The sequence below is a fragment of the Pseudophaeobacter sp. 1A16562 genome (assembly GCF_041008785.1).
GTDB lineage: Bacteria > Pseudomonadota > Alphaproteobacteria > Rhodobacterales > Rhodobacteraceae > Phycobacter > Phycobacter gallaeciensis_A.
In genome coordinates this window covers 155,448-179,335 of the sequence record NZ_JAXGFT010000011.1, presented here as the reverse complement: position 1 = coordinate 179,335, position 23,888 = coordinate 155,448, and the positions used below count along the sequence as shown (strand labels likewise).

The window sequence follows — 23,888 nt, the reverse complement described above, 5'->3', positions numbered from 1 at the left end:
GCATTCAGCATGTCTTCGATCGCGCGTCTTTCACGCAAATCCAACTCTGTGTGGGCCATGTCCGTTCTCCTTGCTTTTCAGCAAGATAGGGGATGTGTCGCAACCCAGTTTAGAATGTGCCCCGCGTACAGTATAAAGTCGCATAATGAAGTTTATGTTAATTTCCAGGCCTCGCCATCTTGTACCACCCGCGACTCAGACAACAGCTTCTCCAGATGCGCCGCAACGTTTCGTTCTGCGGCCATTGCGATATGTGGGTCGGTTTTCTGGTAGACGGAAGCGGCGATATTCTGGACCGAATCCGGGGTGTTTGAGAGGTGGGCGAGGATCTCCGCCTCGCGACGCATGCGGTTGGAAAGCAACCGTTTGACGTAAGGTTGCGGATCCCGGAGTATAGGTCCGTGCCCCGGAAAGTAGATCCTATCGTCGCGCTCAATCAGCCGCTGTAGCTGCGCGCAGTAGTCGTGCATGTTTCCGTCAGGGGGGCTGACGATCGAACTGTTCCAACTCATAACGTGGTCGCCCGTGAAGAGCACTCCGTCAGGTCTCGCGAAACAAAGGTGGTCGCTCGCGTGACCAGGTGTGTGCAGGACGGTAAGACCGGCAATGACCTGTCCGTCCTCCAGAAACCGGTCAGGTCGAAATGCATCGTCAGGGAATGCCCGTGAGGCATAAACAGGTGCGTCTGTCCGTGCTCGCAGGGCTGGGACGACTCCAAAATGATCAGAATGGTGGTGTGTGAGCAGAATCCCGGATGGTTTGGCCCCCAAATTTTTGATGATTGCCTCGAAATGTGTACTGTCTTCTGCTGGGCCGGGGTCGATTATGAACCGACCATCAGGCGTATCAATGATGTAGCTATTTGTCCCGTGGTAGGTCATCTTTCCGGGATTGTTCGCGACGATCCTCAGAATTCCAGGGGCCAATTCGACTCCCTTCGCGCGGCAAGGCTCCGGCTCTGAGAAAAACATGCTGCTTCTTTTCATTGTGTGCGACCAGGTATTGATTGCGAACAATTTGGTTCGCACAGTTTTGCGCATTGCTCTCGCATGGCGCCGGAAACCTCAGGCTGGCGTCCGGTGCCTGTCAAATCCGGCATCGGACCATTTCAACTTATATTGGACCAAGACCGTATGAGACTGAAACAGTCTGATACAGTCTTGGGCTGGCAGTCACACAGCGCGGCGATTATGGTAAGCAGTATACAGAACTACAGCAATTGTCGCCTTCGTCAGATCCCCGAGAAGGAACGGGTAAAGACCGGCGTTCAGCAACTTTTCGCCATAGCCGACAAAGCCACCCAACCAGAACAGCCCTGCGCAATACATGAGTATCGAGCCCAAAAAGACCGCGACAGATGCTCTGAATGAAGGCCAAAGTCCTTGCAGTGCTTGAACAACCCAACCGGCAGCCGCCGCTGCAAGTGCGAAGCCTATCAGGTATCCGCCTGTGGGACCCGCAATATACGCCAGTCCGGCCGGAGCCGGAGGCGTGCCTGCGAAGACCGGCAGGCCAAGCAGACCTTCAAAAAGGTATGTCACAACAACAAGACTACTGCGCACCGGCCCCAGGAAAAGGCCCAGACCCAAGACAACCAGGGTCTGTGTAGACATAGGTACGGGGTAGAACGGCACCACGATTTTGGCGGATAGTGCCAAAAGAATTGTGCCGACGAGTATTATCGAGATTTCTCGGGTCAGTCTTGCGACTGATTGGCTTTGAGTGGTTTCCAGATTCATCTTTTTCGTCCTTGTTTCTGAAGATTGTTATTTTTTGGATAGTAAGCTCACATGCGCTTGGCGACTTCTTCCAACATGACTTCGCTCGCCCCGCCGCCGATGGCCTGCACACGGGCATCGCGTGACATGCGTTCCACCGGTGTTTCGCGCATATAACCCATGCCGCCGTGAAACTGGACGCAGTCATAAAGCACGCTGTTCACCAGTTCGCCGCAATAGGCTTTGACCATTGAGACCTCTTTCACGCAGTCACCGCCCGCGGCATCCAGACCGGCGGCGTGATAGACCAGCTGACGTCCTGCCGCGATCCGCGTCTGACAGTCGGCCAGCCGTTGGCGCACGGCCTGCTTGTCCCACAGAACGCCGCCAAAGGCCCTGCGCTGCTTGACGTAATCCACGGTCATGTCCAGCGCGGTTTGCGCTTCGGCACAGGCCATCGCACCCAGGACGATGCGTTCGTTCTGGAAGTTCTTCATCACCGAATAGAAGCCGCGGTTGACCTCGCCCAGAACGTTTTCGGCCGGGATGCGGACATCTTCGAAGATCAGTTCGGCAGTGTCCGAGCACAGCCAGCCGGTCTTGTTCAACGCCCGTCCGACCGAAAAGCCCGGCGTGCCTTTTTCGACCGCAAACATGGTGATCCCGCGCGACCCCTTGGCATCGGGATCGGTCTTGGCGCCGACAAAGTAGAGATCGCCATGCACGCCGTTGGTGATGAACATCTTGGTGCCGTTCAGCACCCAATCCGACCCGTCCCGCACCGCGCGGGTGCGCATGCCGGCCACGTCCGAGCCCGCGCCCGGCTCGGTCACGGCGACGGCGGTGATCATTTCGCCAGAGGTGATCGACGGCATCCACCGCGCCTTCTGTTCGGGCGTGCCGGCGTTTTCCAGATGCGGCGAGGCCATGTCGGTGTGGACCAGAACCGTGGCCGAGAATCCGCCGAAGGTGGATCGCCCGACCTCTTCGGCCAAAACCACGCTGGACATCACGTCCAGCCCCGCGCCGCCATACTGTTCGTCATAGCGCATCCCCAGAACGCCGAGATCACCCATCCGGCGCAGCACGTCGCGGGGCACCATGCCCTCCTCCTCCCAGGGCTCGGCCTTGGCGGTCACCTCGGTTTCGATGAACCGGCGCAGCTGGTCGCGGATCAAGTTGAGGTCTTCGTTGAACGGGCCGGAGGCCGCGGTGATGTTGTCTTGTCTGGTCATGTGTTTTCCTCTGGATCGAGTTTGATAAGTGGGGCGTGCCCGGCAACCGTGTCGCCCGGTGCACAATAGATTTCCGTCACTACGCCCGCGACCGGCGCGGGCAGGCTTTGCAACAGCTTCATGGCCTCAAGCACCACAAGCGTGTCACCGGCTTTAACGCGGTCGCCGCGTGCGACACGCACCTCGGCAACGGCGCCGGGCATGGGTGCGGACAACAGGTCAGCGACGCCAGACCCGCCGGTGGCACGTTGCAGATGCTGGTCTTCCAGCGTGCGCAGGTCTGTCGCGGTCATTCCGGCAGGGGTTTGCAGGTGCACCCGCCAGTGACCCGGCGCGCGCGAGACATAGGCGGTGCGCGAAAACGGAACCCCGTCGATGCGTCCGCTCAGACGGCATCCTGTTAAGGCGGCACTCTCGACCGCGATGGTCTGGCCGTCCAGTTGTACGGCTGTCAACACCGACCCGGAGCCGTTTACGCGGATCGGGTCGTCTTTGGTCGTCTCCCAATAGGATGCTGCACCGGGCCACCCCGCAGGGGCCGTGAGCCGCCATGACCCCAGGCTTTCCCAGGGCGACGCGCCCGCCGGGGCGAGATGCAGATGCAGCGCCATCGCGGCAAGGGCCATGTCCCGGGGATCAGCGGACGGTTCAGTCCAGCCGCCTGGAAACATCTCGGGCAGGCCTGAGGTATGGTGCCGGAACGCCTCAAAATCCGGGTGTGTCAGCAACGCGCGCTGATAGGCCAGGTTCAGACCGACGCCACCGACTGCAAAGGCATCCATTGCGACAACCGCCCGGCGGATCGCACCGGCCCGATCCGGCGCGTGGACGATCAGCTTGGCAATCATCGAATCGTAATGGTGGCTGACGACCGAGCCTGCCTCGACCCCGGTATCGAGCCGCACGCCGGCGGGCGGAGCCCAAAGGCTGATCTCGCCCGTTTCGGGGCGGAAATTCTCGGCCGGGTTTTCGGCGGCGATGCGGATTTCAATGGCGTGCCCGTCAAACTGCACATCGCCTTGCGTCAGCGCCAGCGGCTCGCCCCGCGCGATGCGCAACTGCCATTCGACCAGATCGATGCCGGTGATCGCCTCGGTCACGGGGTGTTCCACCTGCAACCGGGTATTCATTTCCAGAAAGTAGTATTCACCGCGCCCGGGGTCATAGAGGTATTCCACCGTCCCGGCGGAGCGATAGCCGATCGCCTGCGCCAACCGCACCGCTGCCGCACGCATGCGGTCGCGCACAGCCTCGGGAAGATCGGCGGCGGGGGCTTCTTCGATCAGCTTTTGGTGGTTGCGTTGCAGCGAACAATCGCGGTCGCCCAGATGCAGCACGGTGCCGTGAGTGTCGCCCAGAACCTGCACTTCGACGTGGCGGGCACGGGGTGCATAGCGTTCGAGGAACACCGCCGGATCGTCGAAGGCGCTCTGCGCTTCGGCCCGGGCAGATGCAATCGCTTCGGGTGCGTCGCCCGGATCGGAGACCAGCCGCATCCCGCGTCCGCCGCCGCCGGCGCTGGCCTTGACCAGAAAGGGGGTGCCTAGCGCCTCGGCCTCTTGCAGCAGGCGCGCGTCGGACTGATCCTCGCCTCGATAGCCGGGCAGGACGGGCACGCCTGCGGCTTCGGCGGCAGCCTTGGCCTCGATCTTGGAGCCCATCCGCGCGATAGCGTCGGGTTCCGGCCCGATGAACACAAGGCCCGCCGCCTCGACCGCCGCCGCGAAACCGGCATTCTCAGACAGAAAACCATAGCCCGGGTGCACCGCACACGCGCCCGTCGCCCGCGCGGCCTCAAGGATGGCCTCGACGTTCAAATAACTGTCCGACGGGGCGGCCCCACCGATGCAGACGGCATGATCGGCCTCGGCCACGAAGGGCGCGTCGCGGTCCGCGTCCGAAAACACCGCTACGTTTTCCAGCCCCAGTTTGCGGCACCCGCGCTGGATGCGCCGGGCAATCTCGCCCCGGTTGGCGATCAGAACGCGGGTGAAGCTCATTTCACCCGCCATGACGGAACGCCCTTGTTGATGAAACTGTTGATGCCTTCGATACCTTCCTCAGTCTCCCACGCATCGGCCAGCCGGTCGGCGGTGTAGATCATGTTGGTCTCCAGATCGTGGGACGCGACATAGGCGATCAGCGCCTTGGTATCGGCCACGGCACCCGGCGCGGCCTGAAGGTGATCATGCACCACCCGGTTCACCGTGGCGTCCAGGTCGCCCGGCGCGACAACCTCGGTCAACAGACCGATCCGCTCGGCGCGGGCCGTGTCGAACAACGCCCCCGACAGCATGGTTTCACGCGAATGCACCTTGCCGATGCGGGCCACCACATAAGGCGATATATTCGCGGGCAGAAGGCCCAGTTTTACCTCGGTCAGACCGAAGCGCGCGCCTTCGGCGCCGATGGTGTAGTCGCAGACGGAGATCATGCCGACACCGCCACCGTAAGCCGGGCCGTTGATCCTCCCGATCAAGGGTTTGGGCAGCGTGTCAAGACGGCGCAACAGCCGCGCCAGCGTGGCGCTTTGTGCGACCCTTTCACTACGGGTTTTCTCGACATTAGAGGCGAACCAGTTGAAATCGCCGCCCGCGCAGAAGCTCTTGCCCGCGCCGGTCAGGACCACAATACGCACATCGTCATCTGCAGCCAGCTTTTCGGCGGCATCGTATAGCTCTGCGATCAATTCGCCATTCAGCGCATTGTGTTTGTCGGGGCGGTTGAGCGTCAGCGTGGCGACGCCACGCGCATCGGTTTCGATAAGGATCGTGTTGTAGGTATTGGTCAACTTGAAGCCTCACATTCTGAATACAGGCGTATGGCGACCGGCTTCGGGCACCGATGTCACGATGGCCAGACACAGGCCAAGGATATCGCGGGTTTGCGCGGGTTCGATCAGCCCGTCATCCCAAAGCCGCGAGGTGGCATAATAGGGATCGGACTGTTCACCGTACTGGGCCCGAACCTGCTCCTCGATCAGCTTCATGTCGGCCTCCATCTTGCCCGGGTCGCCCCCTTTCTGGCGGCGCAGTTCCAGCATCACATTTGTGGCGATGTCGGCAGACATGGTGGCCAGTTCCGCCGTGGGCCAGGCAAAGAGAAAATTCGGGGCGAAACCACGTCCGCACATGCCGTAGTTGCCTGCCCCGTATGAGCCGCCCAAGAGGACCGACAGGCGCGGCACCTTGGCAACCGACATGGCATAGACCAGCTTGGCGCTGTCTTTGGCAATGCCGCCGCGCTCGGCTTCGGTGCCGACCATGAAGCCCGAGATGTTGTGGAGGAACAAAAGCGGGATGTTGCGTTGATCGCACATCGACACGAATTGCGCGCCCTTGAGCGAACTGTCGGACACAAGCGCCCCATTATTTGCGAGAATGCCCACTCGATAGCCGTGAATCCGCGCGGTGCCGCAGACCAGCGTCTCACCCCATCCGGGCTTGAATTCGCGGAATTCGCCGGCGTCGATCATGCGCAGCAGAACCTCGCGCATGTCATAGGGCTGTTTGCGATCGGCGCTGATGACGCCAAGCAGTTCCTCTGGGTTGCGCGCCGGCGGCGCGCAGGTTGCATCGGGACCCATCGGGCGCGACAGGCCCAGTTCGGATACGATGTCGCGCATCAGAGCAAGCGCATGATACTCGTCCTCGGCCAGATGGTCAGACACACCGGAGACGCGCGAATGCATCTCGGCCCCCCCCAATGTTTCTCCATCAACCTCTTCGTTGATCGCCACCTTGACGATCGAGGGGCCGCCCAGATGGATGCGTGCGTTGCCGCGTACCATGATGACTTCGTCCGACAGGGCCGGGATATAGGCCCCACCGGCCGTGCAGCCTCCAAAGACCGCCGAGATCTGCGGCAGGCCGCTCGCGGACATGTTGGTTTGACGATAAAAGGAATTGCCGAAATGGCGGGCATCGGGGAAAACCCGGTCCTGCTCTGGCAGATAGGCACCGCCGCAATCCACCAGATAGAGGCAGGGCAGCCGGTTCTCGGCTGCGATTTCCTGGGCGCGGATGTGTTTCTGCACGGTTTCGTGATAGAAAGACCCACCCTTCACTGTCGCATCGTTGGCGATCACAACGCAGGGCAGCCCGTGGACGATCCCGATACCGGTCACGATCCCCGCACCGGGCACCTCGCCCCCGTATTGACCGTAGGCGGCAAGCGACGACAGCTCAAGAAACGCAGTGCCCGGATCCACCAGCAGGTCGATCCGTTCGCGGACCAACAGCTTGCCGCGCTTGCGATGCCGCGCGACCATATCGGGGCGGCCGCCAGCCGTTGCTTCGGCGATCCGCGCACGCAGCGTTTCGACGCGCTCGCTTTGTGCGGCGTGGTTGCGGGTGTAGGTCTCTGATGCGGTCAGCACCGCTGTTTCAAGACGTGCCATGAAGTCAGGTATCCTGTCTTTGGAGTATCCCGTTGAGGAACACATCGGCATAGGTGCGTGACAACGCATCGGCGCTACCGCGGTCCGGGTCGAACCAATCGAGCGTGGCGTTCAATGTACCGATCAGCATCAGGCGCAGGCGACGGATATCGACGTCTTGCTTCAGCGTGCCATCTTTCTTAAGCTGGGACAGAAGACTGTCCCACTCTGCCTCATAGGCCCTGCGCGTGGGCAAGTTGGCATCCCGGACGGATTGCGGCACCTGCCCGAAAATACGCACATTCGCCGATGTATAATCGCTCACATCAATAAGCGCGCGCAGATGCGCCCGGATCGCGGCGCGCAGTACCGTTTCGCCGTCGGCATCGGCCCGCAGGTCGGTGACGGCGTCTCTCATGCTCTCGTGAACGACTCGAATCCCTGCATCAAGAACGGCCGCGACGATCTCGTCCTTGGAACCGAAATGATAATATATGCTACCCGCCTTGATCCCGGCGGCCTCGGCAATTTTTCGGAGCGAAACGGACCCGTAGCCTTGTTCGCGGAAAAGCCGCGCGGCAATGTCCAGCACCCCATCCCGTCCAACCGCGCTGCGCGATGTCTCGTTGATTTTGATTGCCGTGTTTTGTGCCATATACTTTCGTATCGCCCCAACGCCTAACTAACGCCTGTTAGGTTAATAACGCAAATGAGTAAATCGTCGTGATCGTGCCAGACTAGAGTTTGCGGAAAATTCCGCATTGGCGACCGCCAAGAGGCCGCCCAGACATTAATGTGCTTGCCCGGACCCCGTCATCGGGTCCGGGCAAATGCCTTAGATCACGAAACCGCCACCGCAGATGACGTGCTGGCCTGAAATGAAGTTCGATTCCGGCGCACAGAACAGATAGACGGCACCGGCAGCTTCTTCCGGAGTGCCGACCCGGCCCAGCGGGATCATGCGCTCCATCTGGGACAGGAGATCGGGATTCACGCCGACCTTGATCTCTTTTTCTTCGACCTTGATCGTGCTGTCGCCATCCGCGCTGCCTTCGGTCAAGCGGGTGCGAATCGGGCCGAAGGCGACGGCGTTGACGTTGACCTTATAGCGGCCCCATTCCTTGGCCATCGTCCGGGTGACCCCTAGGATACCGGCCTTTGCGGCGGAATAGTTGATCTGGCCAGCATTGCCGCCGGTCCCTGCGATGGACGAGATGTTGACCACCTTGCGGAACACCTCTTGCCCGGCGGCGGCCTCTTCCTTGGCCTTGGCGCTGATCACCGGCTGGGCAGCGCGCAGGATCTTGAAAGGTGCCGTCAGGTGGACGTCGATGATCGCCTGCCACTGTTCGTCGGACATCTTCTGAACGACGCTATCCCAAGTGTAGCCTGCGTTGTTCACGATGATGTCTAACCCGCCAAAGCTGTCCACGCCGGTCTTGATGAACCGTTCGGCAAAACCGTCTTCGGTGACGCTGCCGGCACAGACCACGGCCTCAGCTCCCATTGCGCGCACCGCCTCGGCGGTTTCATTGGCCGGATCCGCATCCAGATCGTTGATCACCAGCCGGGCCCCTTCCGAGGCCAGTTTGAGAGCGATTTCGCGGCCAATGCCCCGGCCCGAGCCCGAGACCAGCGCCACGCGCCCGTCGAGTTTTCCAGTCATATTGATTCCTCCCGAAAGGCGCTATCAGGCTTTTTCATAAAGCGTGGTGACGCAGGCCCCGCCGAGGCCCAGATTGTGCTGAAGCGCCAGACGTGCGCCATCAACCTGGCGCGCATCTGCCTGGCCGCGAAGCTGCTGAACGAGCTCGGTACATTGCGCTAGGCCGGTCGCCCCAAGCGGATGGCCTTTGGACAAAAGACCGCCCGACGGGTTGGTCACGTATTTTCCGCCGTAGGTGTTGTCGCCATCATCAACGAATTTCGCCGCTTCGCCGCGACCGCAAAGGCCAAGCGCCTCATAGGTGATAAGCTCGTTGTGGGCGAAACAGTCGTGCAGTTCGACCACATCCACGTCCTCGGGCCCGATGCCCGCGTCCTCGTAAACCTGATCGGCGGCGCGCTTGGCCATCGAAAAGCCGACCACTTCGCGCATGTCATGGGCTTCGAAAGTTTCCGGTCCGTCTGTTGTCATGGCCTGCGCCGCGATCCGAACGGAACTGTCCAATCCGTGCTTGTCGGCGAATTCTTTGGAACAAATGATCGCCGCCGCCGCGCCACAGGTTGGCGGACAGGCCATGAGCTTGGTCATGACGCCGGGCCAGACGACCTGGGCGGCCATGACATCTTCCGCCGTCACCTCCTGCCGGAACAGGGCAACCGGATTCTTCGCAGCATGTCGGCTGGCCTTGGCGCGGATCTTGGCGAAGGTCTCGACGGGTGTGCCGAACTCGTCCATATGCGCCTTGCCCGCACCGCCAAAGTACCGCAGTGCCAGCGGGATTTCGGAACGGCCAACCAGATCGTCGGTTTCACTGTCGAATGCCGCAAACGGGCTGACCCGGTCATGGAACATCGCACCGATTGCGCCGGGCTGCATCTGTTCGAACCCAAGTGCCAGAGCACATTCGACCGCGCCGCTTTCAACTGCCTGCCTGGCCAGGAACAGGGCGGACGATCCGGTCGAGCAGTTGTTGTTCACATTCAGAACCGGGATGCCTGTCATTCCGACATGGTACAGGGCGCGCTGACCGCAGGTGCTGTCGCCATAGACATAGCCAACATAGGCCTGTTGGACTTTATCATAATCCAACCCCGCGTCTGCCAGAGCGGACCGGGTCGCAGCGGTCGCCATCACATCGTAGCTTTCGGATTTTCCCGGCTTCTGGAACGGGACCATCCCAACGCCTGCAACATAGGCTTTGTCTGTCATTTCTCTCTCTCCCAAGTTCGGTCAGGCCACCCTAATCGGTCCGCCAGCCTATTTTTTACCATTTGTTAGATTTTAAATCCCAACCTTGGGAAGTGTCAATATCGCCAAGCTGTGACGTAGGGAGCTTGCGCTATTTTCTAACTTGTGTTTGTTTTCGGGCCACACGCCCTGATCGGCGGCACAATTGAGGGATTCTGGTCCCGGCGCAACCGCTGACAAGCGTTTAGCACTCAGCTTACGAAAGGTGGTCGGAATGGCATACTGTTATGAGTTCAAGGGTTTTATACCCGTCGTGCCCGAGGATACATATGTCCACCCCCAGGCCGTTCTGATCGGAAATGTCATCTTGGGTCATGGATGCTACATCGGCCCCGGAGCAAGCTTGCGGGGCGATTTCGGCAGGATCGTGATCGGGGATGGAGCCAATGTTCAGGACAATTGCATCATCCATTCCTTTCCCGGCCGCGACGCCGTGGTGGAAAGCGACGGCCACATCGGCCATGGCGCGATCCTGCACGGTTGCACAGTGGGCCGGAACGCTCTGGTCGGAATGAATTCCGTCATTATGGATGGTGTAGAGCTTGGGGCGGAATCGATTGTCGGCGCGCAGGCGTTTGTGCGTGGCGAAACCGTGATTCCGCCGCGTTCGATGGTGGTGGGATCGCCGGCAAAGGTGATCCGCGAGGTCAGCGAGAAAGAAATCGCGTGGAAAACGCGCGGCACCGCGGAATACCAGCAACTTGCGCGCGACTGTCTGGCCGGATTGACGCCGGTCGAGCCGCTGAAGGCGGTCGAGGCAAACCGGCCCGGCATGGCGGCCTCTGACGTCGTCTCCATTCAGGAGGCGCGGCGGACATCGTCCTGACCGGTCCGGGAACCGGACCGGTCAGGACTACTTCAGATTCCGAAAGCACCAGATGGAAGCGCCTTGACGCGGAACGGCACTCCCCGACCCGGTGTGCCGTCCCTCAAGCCTTTACAGACGGAAGATCCCGTAGTGCGGATCGTCGATCGGTGCATTGAGCGAGGCAGAAATCGACATGCCAAGCGCGTTGCGTGTGTCCGCCGGATCGAGGATGCCGTCGTCCCACAATTCCGAGGTCGAGGTATAAGCCTCGACATCGCGCTTGTATTTTTCCAGCACCGGTTCGCGGATCGCGGCGATTTCTTCTTCGGTCAGCTCTTTGCCTTCGCGCTGAAGCTGCCGAATCTTGACGTCCGCCATGGTATTTGCGGCCTGATCCGCCCCCATCACGCCGATCTCGGCCTGGGGCCACATGAACAGCGTGCGCGCGTCCCAGGCCCGTCCGCACATCCCGTAGTTGCCGGCCCCGTAAGACGCATTGGCGATCACGGTAAACTTCGGCACGACCGAGCCGCCCTGCGCCATCAGCATCTTGGCGCCATCCTTGGCGATGCCTCGTTCTTCGTATTCGCGGCCCACCATATAGCCGGTGATGTTCTGGAAAAAGACCAGAGGCGTGCGGTTCTGGTTGCACAACTGCATGAAATGCGCTGCCTTGAGCGAACTGTCGTTGAACAGCACCCCGTTGTTGGCAAGGATGCCGACCTTGTAACCCCAGATATGGGCAAAGCCGCAAACCATCGTGGTGCCATAGTCGGGCTGGTATTCGTGAAAGCGCGAGCCATCGACGATCCGCGCCAGAACCTCGCGCATATCAAACTGGGTTTTCCGGTCCTTGGGGATGATCCCATAAAGCTCCTTGGGGTCGTAGTATGGCTCTTCAAAAGCGGCGGTTTCGATGATCGTTTTCGGGGTGCGCATCCATTGGCTGACAATCTCGCGCGCCAGTGAAAAGGCGTGTTGTTCGGTCGCGGCGCGATAGTCGCCGGTGCCCGATACCGAGGTGTGCATGACCGCGCCGCCAAGCTCCTGAACACCGACCTCTTCGCCGGTAGCCGCCTTGACCAGCGGGGGACCGCCAAGGAAAATCGCGCCTGTGCCTTCGATGATGATGTTGTAGTCGCTCAGCGTCGGCACATAGGCACCGCCAGCCGTGCAGTGTCCGCCGACCACGGCAATCTGCGGGATATTGGCCTGGCTCAGCTTGACCTGGTTGCGGAACACCCGCCCGCCCAGATACCGGTCGGGAAACACCCCGTGCTGCAGCGGCAGGAAACCGCCCGCGCTGTCGCAGATATGGATGACCGGCAGACGGTTTTCCAGCGCGACATCCAGAAGACGCACGACCTTTTTCACGGTATGCGGATACCAGGCACCGCCCTTGACGCTGGCATCATTGGCATGAATGGCGACCTCGCGGCCTTGCACGATGCCGATCCCCGTAACCACGCCTGCGCCGGGCACCACCCCGTCATATTCACGACAGGCCGCCAGGGTTGAAAATTCCAAAAACGGAGTGCCGGGGTCCAGCAGCAGTTTCAACCGCTCGCGCACGCCCAGTTTGTTCTGGCGGGCGAGGCGGTCGATATCGCGTTGCGGACGTTCGAAACGCGCCGCGTGCTGGCGAGCGTGGAATTCCTTCAGCCGTTCAGACATGGCGGCGAAATTTGCCTTGTAGTCGGCGGCATTGGTGTCGATCTGACTTTCAATTCTGCGCATGGTCACTCCTCCTCCGGAGCCAATTGGGCCAGGATGTCTTTCAGACCAAAACTGTCGCCTTCGGCGAATGGCATTTCGGCAACGACCCCGTCGCGCGGCGCCGTCAGTGTGGTTTCCAACTTCATGCTTTCGATCACCAGAAGTGGCTGGCCTTCTTCAACCGCATCGCCGGGTTTAACCGCAACTGACACCACGACACCCGGCATGGGCGCCACCAATCGGTCGTCGCTCGCGCCACCGTCGCTTCCGGCCAGGCGTTCGGCGGGATCAACCCGCCCGACTTCGTAGGTTCGCCCGTCCATGTGCACAAAAGTTGCTTCCGGCCCCACGGCCAGTCGCAATTCGCGCACAACACCCTTGGCCCGCAGCTTGTAACCGCCCGGCAGACCCGTCGGATCCAATTGGCAGGCAACAGCGCCAGTGGGGGTGTTGAGCACGAACCGGCTGCCATCATGACCCAGCCAGCAATCAGTCTCTTCTCCGTCGATCTGAAAAATCCGTTGCATCAGTTTCTCCACCCACCCATCTTGCGGTACATTTCCGGTATCTGCATTACGTCACTCACCAGGCGCTCGTCCGATAGGGCCGCCGCCGCTATCAGCAAGTCAGAGACATCTTCGCCCGGCGCGGTTAGCGTTTCGGATTGTTCAGCCAGGAAGCCAGTTGAAACGTCACCAGAGGCGAAATCCGGATGTGCAAGGATTGCATCCAGGTAACCGGTGTTGGTCGTTACCCCGAGAATCACATAGCTTTGCACCGCGCTCCGGGCACGGGCGATGGCCTGCGCGCGATCCGGGCCATGCACGATCAGCTTGGACAACATCGGGTCGAAGTCGGTCGTTACCTTGCCGCCATCCAGAATGCCGCTGTCTACGCGGATCCCCTCGCCCTGGGGTTCGTCCAGCAGCAGGATATTGCCGATCGCGGGGCGAAAATCGGCGGTCGCATCCTCGGCACAGATGCGCAGTTCGATCGAGTGTCCGGTTTGGGGAATATCCGCCTGCACGGCGCTCAGCCCGTCGCCCGCCGCGACACGCAGCTGCTCGGCAACCAGATCAAAGCCGGTTACCATCTCGGTCACCGGATGTTCGACCTGAAGGCGGGTGTTCATTTCCAGGAAATAAAAGGCCCCATCCTGTGCATAGATGAATTCGACAGTCCCTGCCCCGCGGTATTTGACGGCGCGGGCAATTCCGGCAGCGGTCTCGCAGATCTCATCCCGTTGCTCGGGGGTCAGCGCCGGTGACGGCGTTTCCTCGATAATCTTCTGGAACCGGCGCTGGATCGAACATTCACGTTCCCAGAAATGGACCACGTTGCCCTGTCCGTCGCCCATCACCTGCACCTCGATATGGCGCGGGCGTTCGATATAGCGTTCGACGAAAAGCCGCCCGTCGCCGAAATATCGTTCGCCTTCGCGGCGCGCGGTTTCGATTTCGGTCTCCAGCGTGCTGTCCTCGCGTACGACGCGCATGCCCTTGCCGCCACCGCCGGCCGAGGGCTTGATGAGCAGCGGATAGCCAACGGCGCGGGCGCGTTCGACAAAGCTCGCCGGATCATCATCCTCGATGGCCGAGGGGGCGACGGGAAACCCGCGTTCCTCGACGAAGGCGCGGGCGCGGACCTTGTCCCCCATCAGGTCGATGACCTCGGACGTCGGGCCGACAAAGGTCACTCCGGCTTTTTCCAGCGCCGCGACAAAACCGGCATTCTCTGACAGAAAGCCATAGCCGGGATGAACCGCGTCCGCGCCGATCCCTTTGGCGGCTTCGACGATCTGAGGAATATCGAGATAGGCGGCCACGGGCGTCGGGCCGTCGATCATCACGACCTCATCTGCGATCAGATGCGCCGGCCCCTCTTGCTCGGCGACATGACGCAACACGGCAGTCGCAAGCCCGCGGGCCTTAGCGGTGCGCAACACGCGCGCCGCGATCTCGCCCCGATTGGCGACCAGGAGTTTCGAAATGGTCATGGTGTCGTCCTCTTAGTTCCGGGCCGCGGCATTCAGTCCGTCACGTGCGGCCAGATCGGCTGGCACGGGAATTTCGATATCAAGCAGCATCTGCGCGAACCCTTTGCCCTGCGGGTCTATGCGGACCGAGGCGATGCCGCCACCGCCAAGCGATTCATGCAACAGGAAATTCAGCGAATGGCTTCCAGGCAAGTCGAACCGTTCTACCCTGCCGTCGCAGACATGGGCGAAATAGTCCTTCACCACCTCTTCGCTGAGAGCCGAGCGGATATATGGTAGGTAGTCCGGCTTGCGCGCGAGGATGCCGATATTGGCGATGTCCCCCTTGTCGCCCGAGCGGCCCCAGGCCAAATCGACGAGGCGGACCTTGACAACGTCCGGACCGGGCTCGCGGCTATCTGCGGGCGGTGCGGCAGGCGGATCAAGGTGGACTGGCGTAGTGGCCACGCTCACGGGCACATCCTTGCCGTCGACCTCGACCGCGACGGGGGTTTCGGCCTTGCTCTGAAGGAAGGAAAATAGACGGACCACCGGCTGCACCTTTGGCCGTCCGGCGAAGAACCCGGTCAGACCCTGCGCGGTCGAAATCGCCATCGGTGCGATTTCGCCGGCAAAGATGTTCAGCGCGGCGCGATCGTCATGGACCGCGCCGATCTTGAGCACCACCTCGCGGGTCCGGGCGCGCGCATTTGCGCCGTAGGCCGCCTCGGCCCCCAGCACCTCGACGCTGACCTGCCGGAAATCTCCCATGTTGCGGTCGCGGAAAATCCGGCGACAGCGGGTCAGGATCGCCTCGGCCACACGTTCGGCCTTGGCGGGTGCGTCAATCGCGGCCAGTGTCAGGGTAGAGACCGCGCGCCAGCCATCGGCATGGGTCGCCGACACCTTGTAGCTGTCGGCGCGCCCAAGCCCCCTGCCGCCCTTGACCAGCACCCGGTCGGGTCCGACCTGTTCCAGGGTGACCCCGGACCAGTCGCAGATCACGTCGGGCAACAGGTAGGCGCGCGGGTCCCCGATTTCATAGAGCATCTGCTCTCCGACTGACCCGGGCACGACCAGCCCGCCGGTGTCAGGCGTCTTGGTCATGATGAAACTGCCGTCTTCGGACACCTCGACGATGGGCATGCCCATATTGTCCCAACCCGGCACGTCCTGCCAGTCGGTGAAGTTGCCGCCGGTTCCCTGGGGGCCGCATTCGATCAGGTGGCCGGCCAGCGATCCCTGGCTGAGCTTGTCCCAGTCATCGTCGCCCCAACCGTATTCATGCATCAGGGGACCAAGCGCGACCGCGCTGTCGGCGCAGCGTCCGGTGATCACGATGTCGGCCCCGGCATCCAGCGCGGCAGCGATGGGGCGGGCACCCAGATAGGCATTCATGCTCCAGATATCATCTGGAAATGCGACACCCGAGAACATTTCCGTCTGACCGTTTTTGCGAATTTCATCGGCCCTGGGCAACAGGTCATCGCCTAGCACGACTCCGACGGACAGATCGATCCCGGCCTGGGCGGCGGCTTTGGCAAGCGCATCGCTGCAGCCACGCGGGTTCACGCCCCCTGCATTGGCAACGACCTTGATCCCTTTTGCCTTGATATCCGACAACCAGGGTGCCAGCGCCTTGACGAAGTCCGGCGCATAGCCCGACTCGGGCGCTTTGGCGCGGGCCCGCGCCATCAGCGACATTGTCACCTCTGCCAGATAGTCAAACACCAGATAGTCGATCTCGCCCTTTGAGACCAGTTGACCGATCGCTTCCGGCGTATCGCCCCAGAAACCCGACGCGCATCCGATGCGCAGCTTTCGTTCCGACATATTCCTCTCCTCCCCGTTTGATCAGCGGCCCGTCCATTCGGGTTTGCGCTTCTCAATAAAGGCATCAAAGCCTTCGCGCGCGTCTTCGGTCTGCGCCACACGCGGTAACAGTGTTTCTGCAAACCGCATCTGCTGCGGATAGGTCATGTCCTCCATCGCGTGACAGGCGTATTTTCCCAGCCGGATCGCGCTCGGCGACTGCGCGGCGATCTGGGCAACCAGTTCTGCAACCTTGTCGTCCAGCCCCGCGGCATCGGTCACATAGTTGACCAGATTGAACTGCAGGGCTTCCTCGGCCGTCAGAGGAACGCCGGTGATGAACATCTCCATCAGCCTCCGCCGGGGCAGCACGCGCATCATGGGTGGCACGATCGTCATGGGAAACAGACCCACCTTCACTTCCGGCGTTCCGATGCGAGCATGATCCGCCATCACAGCCAGATCGCAGGCACAGATGATGCCCGCTCCTGCCCCCATAGCGACGCCATTGATGCGCGCGATCGTTGGCTTTCGGCACGCCTGTATCGTCTCGAACAACCTTCCGGCAAAATGATCCGGGTCCGCCGGATCCTGAACAAACGGGCCGCCATCCGCCCCCGCCTTGATGTCGCCCCCGGCACAGAAGGCGCGCTCGCCCTCGCCGGTCAGAACGATCACGCGGCAATCGCTGTCCCTCTCGGCAGCACATATGGCGGCCATGATCCCGTCTGCGACCTCACGGTTGAGGGCATTTCGATTGTCAGGACGTCGAATCGTGATACGCACTTCTTTGCCGAGCGCCTGCGATTGAACAACGCTCTCAGTCATTTCCGAAGCTCCCCCCCCCTCTGTATTGCAGGACACCGCGCTTTCTTACGTCAGGTCGTCAAAAGCTTGGCTTGATCTATTTTCTAACATATGTTTGATTTTGGTCAACACGGCGGACGACATTTTTCGGGAGGATGATATGACCACTCAAAGTGAGGCCATCTCGGCTGATCTGGAAGCCATCAGGGCGAACTATTCTTTGACTGATGAGCAACGGCAGATCGTCGATCACGTGGATCGGGTGTCGCGCGAGGTGCTACACCCACTGCAAGCGCGTATGGATGACGAGGAATGGTGGCCCGATGATCTGTTCAAGCAGATGGGCGAGCTGGGCCTGCTGGGGATTACCGCACCCGAAGAGCTTGGCGGATCGGGACAGAACGAGTTCACCCAGGCGCTGGTGTCCGAGGTGATTTCGAAGTGGAATCCGGCTGTGGGCCTCTCACACGGGGCGCATGACAACCTGTGCCTGAATAACCTGCTGCGCAATGGATCCGAAGAGCATGTGAAGAAATACGTGCCGGGCCTTTGCTCGGGCGAGCTGGTTGGTGCTTTGGGCCTGACCGAACCGGGTGCGGGATCCGATGCGCTCGGATCCATGGCCACAACTGCCCGCCGCGACGGTGATGATTATGTCATCAACGGCTCGAAGATTTACATCACCAACGGCCCCATTGCCGATGTGATCCTGCTTTATGCCAAAACCGACAAGTCGAAGGGCGCCAAGGGCATTTCTGCTTTCATCATCGAGACGGACAATCCCGGTTTCAAGGTGGCGCAAAAGCTTGACAAGATGGGCTTTCGCGGCTCGCCAACCGGAGAACTGGTGTTTGAGGATTGCCGCGTACCCGCATCCGCCATGGTTGGACCGGAAAACACCGGCGTTTCGGTGGTAATGAGCGGGTTGGATCTGGAGCGTGCTATGGTTGCCTCAGTCTGCGTTGGCATGGCCGAACGCGCCCTGGAACTAGGGCTGGAATACGCCAAGATTCGCGAACAATTCGGCAAACCGATTGCAAGTTTCCAGATGATGCAGTCGAAACTGGCCGAGATCTACACCGAGGTCGAAACCGCGCGCGCATTCGGTTATCGGGCACTGGCCGCCTGTACGGGCCTACCAAAAGGGGCCGGGGGCCGTGGCGAAATCCACAAACTGACCGCGGCGGCCTGTCTTTACGCAGGCGAGGCATTCAACAAGGCGGTGACCGAAGCCTGTCATATTCATGGTGGCTCTGGCTACATGCAGGACACCGAGATCAACCGGCTGTTCCGCGCCAACAAATTGTTGGAGATCGGCGCGGGAACAAGCGAAGTCCGCAAGATCATCATTGCCGAAGAACTTTTGCGCGCCTGAGGGGGACGAGACAATGAACAAGCAACTGCGCAACGACACCGCTCTGCCAACACATTTCATGACGGACGAACAGCAGGCCCTGGCCGATCAGGCCGGCAAGTTCTTCATGTCCGAATTCCACCATCTGAATGCGGAAATGGACGATACTGATGACCTGCCGTCTTCGGTTTTCCCCAAGCTGGGCGAAATGGGCTACCTGGGACTGAACGTGCCGACGGAATTCGGCGGTGCCGGGCTCGATTTTACCTCGGCCTGTATCATCACCGAGGAAATGTCGCGCGCCTCGGCGGCCATCGGACTGACCCATGTGGCGCACGACAACCTCTGCGTCAATAATATCTATCGCAACGCCAATGACGAGTTGCGCCGAAAATACCTGCCAGGTCTGTGCGACGGCACGCTGGTGGGTGCCCTGGGTCTGACCGAACCCGGCGCGGGGTCTGATGCGCTTGGCTCGATGCGGACCACGGCCAAAAAGGATGGCGACGACTACATCCTGAACGGCGCCAAGATCTACATCACCAATGGGCCGATTGCCGATCTGGTGCTGGTCTATGCCAAGACATCGCCCGAAAAAGGGGCCAAGGGCATTTCCGCCTTTATCGTGGAAACCGACACGCCCGGTTTCAAGGTGGCGCAGAAGCTGAACAAGATGGGATTCCGGGGCTCGCCGACGGGCGAACTGGTATTCGAAGATTGCCGTGTTCCGGCCAGAAACATGGTCGGCAAGCTGGATGGCGGGGTTGCCGTTACCATGTCCGGACTTGATCTGGAACGTGCCATCGTCTGTTTCAACGCTCTGGGCATTGCGCAGCGGGCGCTGGATATTTCCATCGATTACGCCAAGACACGCCAGCAATTCGGCAAACCGATCGCCAGTTTTCAGATGGTTCAGGCGATGCTGGCCGACATGTATACGCAGATCGAGGCCGCGCGGAGCCTGTCCTTGCGCACCGCTGCCATGTGTGAAGGCCTCGAAGAGGGCGAAGGCGGGCGCGGCGAAATACACAAGCTCACCGCTGCGGCGATCTACAAGGCCGCTGAGGCGACATCCTTCGTGCTGGACAAAGCTGTCCAGATTCACGGCGGCTCGGGTTACATGCGTGATACAGAAGTGAACCGGCTATACCGGACCGGTCGCGTGCTTGAGGTCGGCGCAGGCACCCAGGAGGTTCGCAAACTCATCATCTCTGGCGAATTGCTGAAGAACTAGGGGCGGAACATGAGCGAAGCGAAATCAAGGCGTTACGCGTCGGATCTCATGGCGGGTCAAGTTGCCCTGGTCACGGGGTCCGGATCTGGAATGGGCCGGGCGACGGCGATCGAAATGGCCGCTTGCGGGGCAAGGCTTGCGCTGTTCGCGCGCCGCGAAGAGCCGCTGGAAGAGACCGCCGAAATGATCCGGGCGGCGGGGGGCGAGGCCTTTGTCGTGCCCGGAGACACCCGCGACGAAGACAGTATCGAAGCTGCGATGGGGCGGATCAAGGACCACTATGGGCAGTTGGATGTTTTGGTGAACAATGCCGGCGGCCAGTATATCGCGGCCGCCCGCGATATCACCAACAAGGGCTTCGAAGCCGTGATCCGCAACAACCTGATCGGATCTTGGCAGATGACCCGGGCAGCGGCGGATCACTTCATGTACGACAATGGTGGATCGGTTGTGTTTGTCACCGCCATCTCTGCGCGCACCGCGCTTACCGGCTTTACACACACCGTCGCCGCCCGCGCCGGTGTGACGGGCATGATGAAAACGCTGGCCGCCGAATGGGGCGAGTACGGCATCCGGCTGAACTGTGTCGCGCCGGGCACGATCAAGACCGATGCGCTTGGCCGCTATCCGATTCCGCCGGAACAGTGGAAAAAGCTGAACCGCTCGGTGCTAAACCGGATGGGGGCGGCCGAGGACATCGCAGGCACGATCATTTTCCTGGCCTCGAAACTTGGCGGTTTCATCACCGGAGAAGACATTTATGTAGACGGCGGTGAAACCTTGCATATGGGTCATGACGCGCGGGACATGATCAACCCCGCGATGTTCGAGAAACGCGAACGGGGAGATGGCAAGAATGAATAAACAGCCCGTCCTTCTGGAGATTTCCGACAGGATCGCTACGGTTACGCTGAACGACCCCGAGCGGCGCAACCCGGTCACCGGCAACGACATGATCGCTGCCCTTCTGGAGACCTTCGCCAAGGTGCAGGCCGATCCTCAGGTCAGCGTGATGATCCTGACCGGGGCCGACCCGGCCTTTTGTGCAGGCGGGGACATCAAGGAGATGAACGATCCCGACAGCGTGTTCCGCAAGGAGCCGCTGGCGGCGGCGCAGAGTTATGTTGATGGGGTGCAGCGGCTGCCGCTTGCGCTCTACAACATGGATATTCCGACGATCGCCGCAGTCAACGGCCCGGCGGTGGGCGCGGGGTGCGACCTGACCATGATGTGCGACATGCGCATCGCGTCAGAAAAAGCAAGGTTCGGCGAGGTGTTTCTGAATCTCGGAATCATTCCGGGCGATGCGGGCAGCTGGTTCCTGTTGCGTCGTCTGGGCCACCAGAAGGCCGCCGATCTGACCTTCTCGGGGCGCATGGTCGAGGCCAAGGAAGCGCTGGAGCTTGGTATGGTGCTTGAACTTGTGCCTCATGAAAAATTGATGGAACGGGCCCGTGAACGGGCCGCTGTCATCGCCGCGAAACCGCCGCGCGCGGTGCGGGTCGCCAAGCGTCTGATGCGCAATGCCGAACGGATGGACCTGCCGGATTTCCTGAATTCCGCGGCGGCCTATCAGGCGCTCATGCATCAGACCGAAGACCACCACGAGGCGGTTGCTGCGTTCGTCGAAAAACGAAAACCCAATTTCACGGGGCGTTAAAGGAAAGATCGCATGTCAGACATCACCCAAAAGAAGATGGAGCAAATCGCGCAGATGTGGAATGCGCGCGGCAAGGGTCTGATAACGCATATGGCGCTTGAGATCGAAGAGGTCTCGACGGAAGGTGTTCGGGTTCGGATGCCGTTCAATCCGGACTTTTGCGTCGATGCGGAACAATCGCTGCTCCACGGTGGTATCCTGACGGCACTTCTGGACAGTGTCTTTGGACTGGCGAACTTTGTTGCCATCGAAGGCGTCAGTACCATGGCCACTCTTGACCTCAGAGTTGATTACCTGCGCCCGGCCCGTTCGCGCGCGGATGTCATCGTTCAAGCGCATTGTTTTCGCAAGACCCGCCACATCGCCTTCAATTCCGGCAGCGTCTGGTTCGCGGGCCATGAGGATGCTGAAATAGCTAGGGGAACCGCCTCGTTTGCATTGACGCGCGGCGAAACCAGCCTGTTTGACGCAATGACAAAAGGAAAAACCTCGTGATGGACGTGCAAACTGTCAATGCCAATGTATCCCGGGTGCCGTTCTTCCGATTTCTCAACTTTGAGGTCAGAAGTCTAGACAGTCTCCATGCTGAGGCGGAAATGACCTTTGATGACCGCCATATCGGTAACCCGATCATGGAGTACTACCATGGCGGCATAATCGCGAGTTTTATGGAGGCCACTGCCGCCATCGCGGTACAGCCCGATTTCGCCGACGTTCCGGCCAAGCCGATCAACCTGACCGTCGATTACCTCAGACCCGGTGTGAAGGGACCGCTTTTTGCGCGCGCTAACGTCACGCGCAAAGGCAAGCGGATGGCAAGCGTCAGCGTGCTCAGCTGGCAGACGGATCGGGAAAAGGCGGTTGCCGAAGGGCTGTATCACTTCCTTCTGGTCTGACCGGGGCAACCGCTTTCAGGGCTACCTTGTCCTGTGGACGGGGTCGCTTCCCGGTTACAAATGCCTTCCAATAGCAGATTGATGAGCATGCTGGAGAATTCAGGCAGTGATAGATATCCTTCCACTCCTGCCTTGTTCGGGTCGAACCATTCCACCGTCCAGTTTAAGGCACCCAACATCACTTGGCGCAAGGGGACGATCTTGATATCCGACCGTATGGCACCGTCGTCCTGAGCTTCACGGAGTATCCGATCCCAGAGTTTTCCATACTCATGGCGAATACCCCTGTGCCTCTCCCTGAAATGATTGGGGAGCATTCCATAGCTTCTGATATTCGCCGAGGTGAATTCACTTGCCTTGAAGAGGAAATCCAGGTGCGCCCAGATTGCAGTCGCTATCTTGGCGTGATGATCGTACGGGGCATCGAATTTCCGAACGGCGGCTTCGACACCTGATAGCAAGTCCCTCAGTCCGGCGTTTAGAACTTCGTCAACGATCGCTTCTTTGGAGTTGAAATGGTAATAGACGCTGCCCGCTTTCATGTCCGCTTCTTCCGCGATCTTTCTCAGCGTGGTCGCCTTGTAGCCATTGTCCCTCAGAACGCGCGCTGCGGCCTTTAGAATTTCTGCACGGGTCTTAGCCGCCTTGCTGTCGGGATCCGGGGTTTTGGCGGTAGTGGCGGGGCACAGCTTCAAGCCTTCGGTATCCGCCTTGCGATGTGGACACATTCCGTCAAGTATCAGCTTACTCATTCGTTCCGCGAGTATGCGCACCGGATACGAGTCGACATCGTACCATTCTACGGTCCAGTTCATGGCACTCAGGATGAACTGGCGGATCACAGCAGTGGATATGTCGCTTCGAAGGTGGTCGGCGCGTTTGGCGTCATTCAGGAATTTGCCCCAGGCACCCGCATATGATGCACGCAATTCGCGATGCGGGGCGCGTGTTTCGTCCGACAACATCGGATAGTTCCGAATATTGGCTGACGTAAAGTCGCTGTCGGTCAATAGGTAGGCAAGGTGTGTTTCAATCAGCAGTCCGAAAGTCTTGCGAAAATCCTCCGAACTTGTCGGTGCCGACCGAACGATTTCACTGACCGCCTGATATAGTTGACGGACGCCAAGATCGAGAACTTCGCTCAGAATCTGGTCCTTGGATTGAAAATGATAATAAATGCTGCCGGCCTCAATGCCAGCTCCCTGCGCGATGTCGCGCATAGTCGTTGCGTGATAGCCTTCATACCGAAAAAGTCGCGCAGCCGCCGAAAGGATACCCTCACGTGTCCTCTCAGACTTGCTCAAGTCTTCGCTCAGTGTCCTGGGGGGGTCAGTCTTGTGTACCATTTCATTTCGATACTTGCGGGACACGAGACTGTCCA

The 23,888-nt window shown here is 60.3% G+C and carries 22 protein-coding genes; 7 read left to right on the top strand and 15 right to left on the bottom strand.

Going from position 1 to position 23,888, the window contains the following annotated elements; genetic code table 11:
* Positions 1-152 precede the first annotated feature (152 nt).
* The 9 genes from SM764_RS16265 to SM764_RS16225 form a co-directional block, all read right to left on the bottom strand.
* Positions 153-971 (bottom strand): MBL fold metallo-hydrolase, encoded by an 819-nt coding sequence (locus SM764_RS16265; protein ID WP_136340210.1) that lies wholly within the window; start codon positions 969-971, stop codon positions 153-155.
* A 201-nt stretch (positions 972-1,172) separates the two neighbouring features.
* A complete protein-coding gene (locus SM764_RS16260) occupies positions 1,173-1,739 on the bottom strand; it encodes a biotin transporter BioY (protein WP_136340106.1) in 567 nt (188 codons plus the stop codon).
* 47 nt (positions 1,740-1,786) lie between these two features.
* Positions 1,787-2,953 carry an acyl-CoA dehydrogenase family protein gene (locus tag SM764_RS16255; protein ID WP_152467144.1) on the bottom strand — a complete coding sequence of 389 codons (1,167 nt, stop codon included), beginning with the start codon at positions 2,951-2,953 and terminating at the stop codon, positions 1,787-1,789.
* On the bottom strand, positions 2,950-4,965 hold the full coding sequence (locus SM764_RS16250; RefSeq protein ID WP_276155040.1) for an ATP-binding protein: 2,016 nt from the start codon (positions 4,963-4,965) through the stop codon (positions 2,950-2,952). Before SM764_RS16250 ends, SM764_RS16255 begins: the two co-directional genes overlap by 4 nt.
* Entirely contained in the window at positions 4,950-5,744 is a 795-nt protein-coding gene (locus SM764_RS16245; RefSeq protein ID WP_028288551.1) for a crotonase/enoyl-CoA hydratase family protein, read from the bottom strand. Before SM764_RS16245 ends, SM764_RS16250 begins: the two co-directional genes overlap by 16 nt.
* A gap of 9 nt (positions 5,745-5,753) precedes the next feature.
* Complete coding sequence (locus SM764_RS16240) at positions 5,754-7,352, bottom strand: acyl-CoA carboxylase subunit beta (RefSeq protein WP_043753606.1); 1,599 nt, start codon at positions 7,350-7,352, stop codon at positions 5,754-5,756.
* A 4-nt stretch (positions 7,353-7,356) separates the two neighbouring features.
* Positions 7,357-7,923, bottom strand: coding sequence for a TetR/AcrR family transcriptional regulator (locus tag SM764_RS16235; protein WP_332255714.1), 567 nt, complete (start codon positions 7,921-7,923; stop codon positions 7,357-7,359).
* Between the two features lie 243 nt (positions 7,924-8,166).
* Positions 8,167-8,997 (bottom strand): SDR family NAD(P)-dependent oxidoreductase, encoded by an 831-nt coding sequence (locus SM764_RS16230; RefSeq protein ID WP_027264429.1) that lies wholly within the window; start codon positions 8,995-8,997, stop codon positions 8,167-8,169.
* Positions 8,998-9,021: 24 nt separating this feature from the next.
* Positions 9,022-10,206 carry a lipid-transfer protein gene (locus SM764_RS16225; protein ID WP_152467141.1) on the bottom strand — a complete coding sequence of 395 codons (1,185 nt, stop codon included), beginning with the start codon at positions 10,204-10,206 and terminating at the stop codon, positions 9,022-9,024.
* Positions 10,207-10,459: 253 nt separating this feature from the next.
* Between SM764_RS16225 and SM764_RS16220 the strand changes: the two genes are divergently transcribed.
* Positions 10,460-11,071 carry an acyltransferase gene (locus tag SM764_RS16220; RefSeq protein WP_043753615.1) on the top strand — a complete coding sequence of 204 codons (612 nt, stop codon included), beginning with the start codon at positions 10,460-10,462 and terminating at the stop codon, positions 11,069-11,071.
* Between the two features lie 111 nt (positions 11,072-11,182).
* Here the strand turns inward: SM764_RS16220 and SM764_RS16215 are convergent, their stop codons facing one another.
* From SM764_RS16215 to SM764_RS16195, 5 genes are read right to left on the bottom strand one after another with little or no spacing between them, the layout of a single operon-like run.
* On the bottom strand, positions 11,183-12,790 hold the full coding sequence (locus SM764_RS16215) for an acyl-CoA carboxylase subunit beta (protein ID WP_043753618.1): 1,608 nt from the start codon (positions 12,788-12,790) through the stop codon (positions 11,183-11,185).
* Positions 12,791-12,792: 2 nt separating this feature from the next.
* Complete coding sequence (locus SM764_RS16210; protein WP_232237131.1) at positions 12,793-13,296, bottom strand: acyl-CoA carboxylase biotin carboxyl carrier protein subunit; 504 nt, start codon at positions 13,294-13,296, stop codon at positions 12,793-12,795.
* The gene (locus SM764_RS16205) at positions 13,296-14,765 is read right to left on the bottom strand and encodes an acetyl-CoA carboxylase biotin carboxylase subunit (protein ID WP_136340206.1); all 1,470 of its coding nucleotides are present in this window, start codon (positions 14,763-14,765) and stop codon (positions 13,296-13,298) included. The genes SM764_RS16210 and SM764_RS16205 overlap by 1 nt, the downstream gene beginning before the upstream one ends.
* Positions 14,766-14,777: 12 nt before the next feature.
* Positions 14,778-16,577 (bottom strand): acyclic terpene utilization AtuA family protein, encoded by a 1,800-nt coding sequence (locus SM764_RS16200; RefSeq protein ID WP_369002211.1) that lies wholly within the window; start codon positions 16,575-16,577, stop codon positions 14,778-14,780.
* A gap of 21 nt (positions 16,578-16,598) precedes the next feature.
* Positions 16,599-17,384, bottom strand: a complete 786-nt coding sequence (locus SM764_RS16195) for an enoyl-CoA hydratase-related protein (protein WP_043753629.1) — start codon at positions 17,382-17,384, stop codon at positions 16,599-16,601.
* 139 nt (positions 17,385-17,523) lie between these two features.
* On the opposite strand from SM764_RS16195, the gene SM764_RS16190 reads away from it, so the two are divergent.
* Genes SM764_RS16190 through SM764_RS16165 form a run of 6 tightly spaced genes read left to right on the top strand, consistent with a single transcriptional unit; the run spans position 17,524 to position 22,507 of the window.
* Positions 17,524-18,738 (top strand): acyl-CoA dehydrogenase family protein, encoded by a 1,215-nt coding sequence (locus SM764_RS16190; protein WP_152467198.1) that lies wholly within the window; start codon positions 17,524-17,526, stop codon positions 18,736-18,738.
* Positions 18,739-18,751: 13 nt separating this feature from the next.
* Positions 18,752-19,951 (top strand): acyl-CoA dehydrogenase family protein, encoded by a 1,200-nt coding sequence (locus SM764_RS16185; RefSeq protein ID WP_152467138.1) that lies wholly within the window; start codon positions 18,752-18,754, stop codon positions 19,949-19,951.
* 9 nt (positions 19,952-19,960) lie between these two features.
* The gene (locus SM764_RS16180) at positions 19,961-20,815 is read left to right on the top strand and encodes an SDR family NAD(P)-dependent oxidoreductase (RefSeq protein WP_057796873.1); all 855 of its coding nucleotides are present in this window, start codon (positions 19,961-19,963) and stop codon (positions 20,813-20,815) included.
* Positions 20,808-21,611 (top strand): enoyl-CoA hydratase-related protein, encoded by an 804-nt coding sequence (locus tag SM764_RS16175; RefSeq protein ID WP_152467137.1) that lies wholly within the window; start codon positions 20,808-20,810, stop codon positions 21,609-21,611. The genes SM764_RS16180 and SM764_RS16175 overlap by 8 nt, the downstream gene beginning before the upstream one ends.
* 12 nt (positions 21,612-21,623) lie before the next feature.
* Entirely contained in the window at positions 21,624-22,106 is a 483-nt protein-coding gene (locus SM764_RS16170) for a PaaI family thioesterase (RefSeq protein WP_027264417.1), read from the top strand.
* The gene (locus SM764_RS16165) at positions 22,106-22,507 is read left to right on the top strand and encodes a PaaI family thioesterase (protein ID WP_028093915.1); all 402 of its coding nucleotides are present in this window, start codon (positions 22,106-22,108) and stop codon (positions 22,505-22,507) included. The genes SM764_RS16170 and SM764_RS16165 overlap by 1 nt, the downstream gene beginning before the upstream one ends.
* Here SM764_RS16165 and SM764_RS16160 read toward each other — a convergent pair.
* Entirely contained in the window at positions 22,489-23,853 is a 1,365-nt protein-coding gene (locus SM764_RS16160; protein WP_369002213.1) for a TetR/AcrR family transcriptional regulator, read from the bottom strand. The genes SM764_RS16165 and SM764_RS16160 overlap by 19 nt on opposite strands.
* Positions 23,854-23,888: the final 35 nt, after the last annotated feature.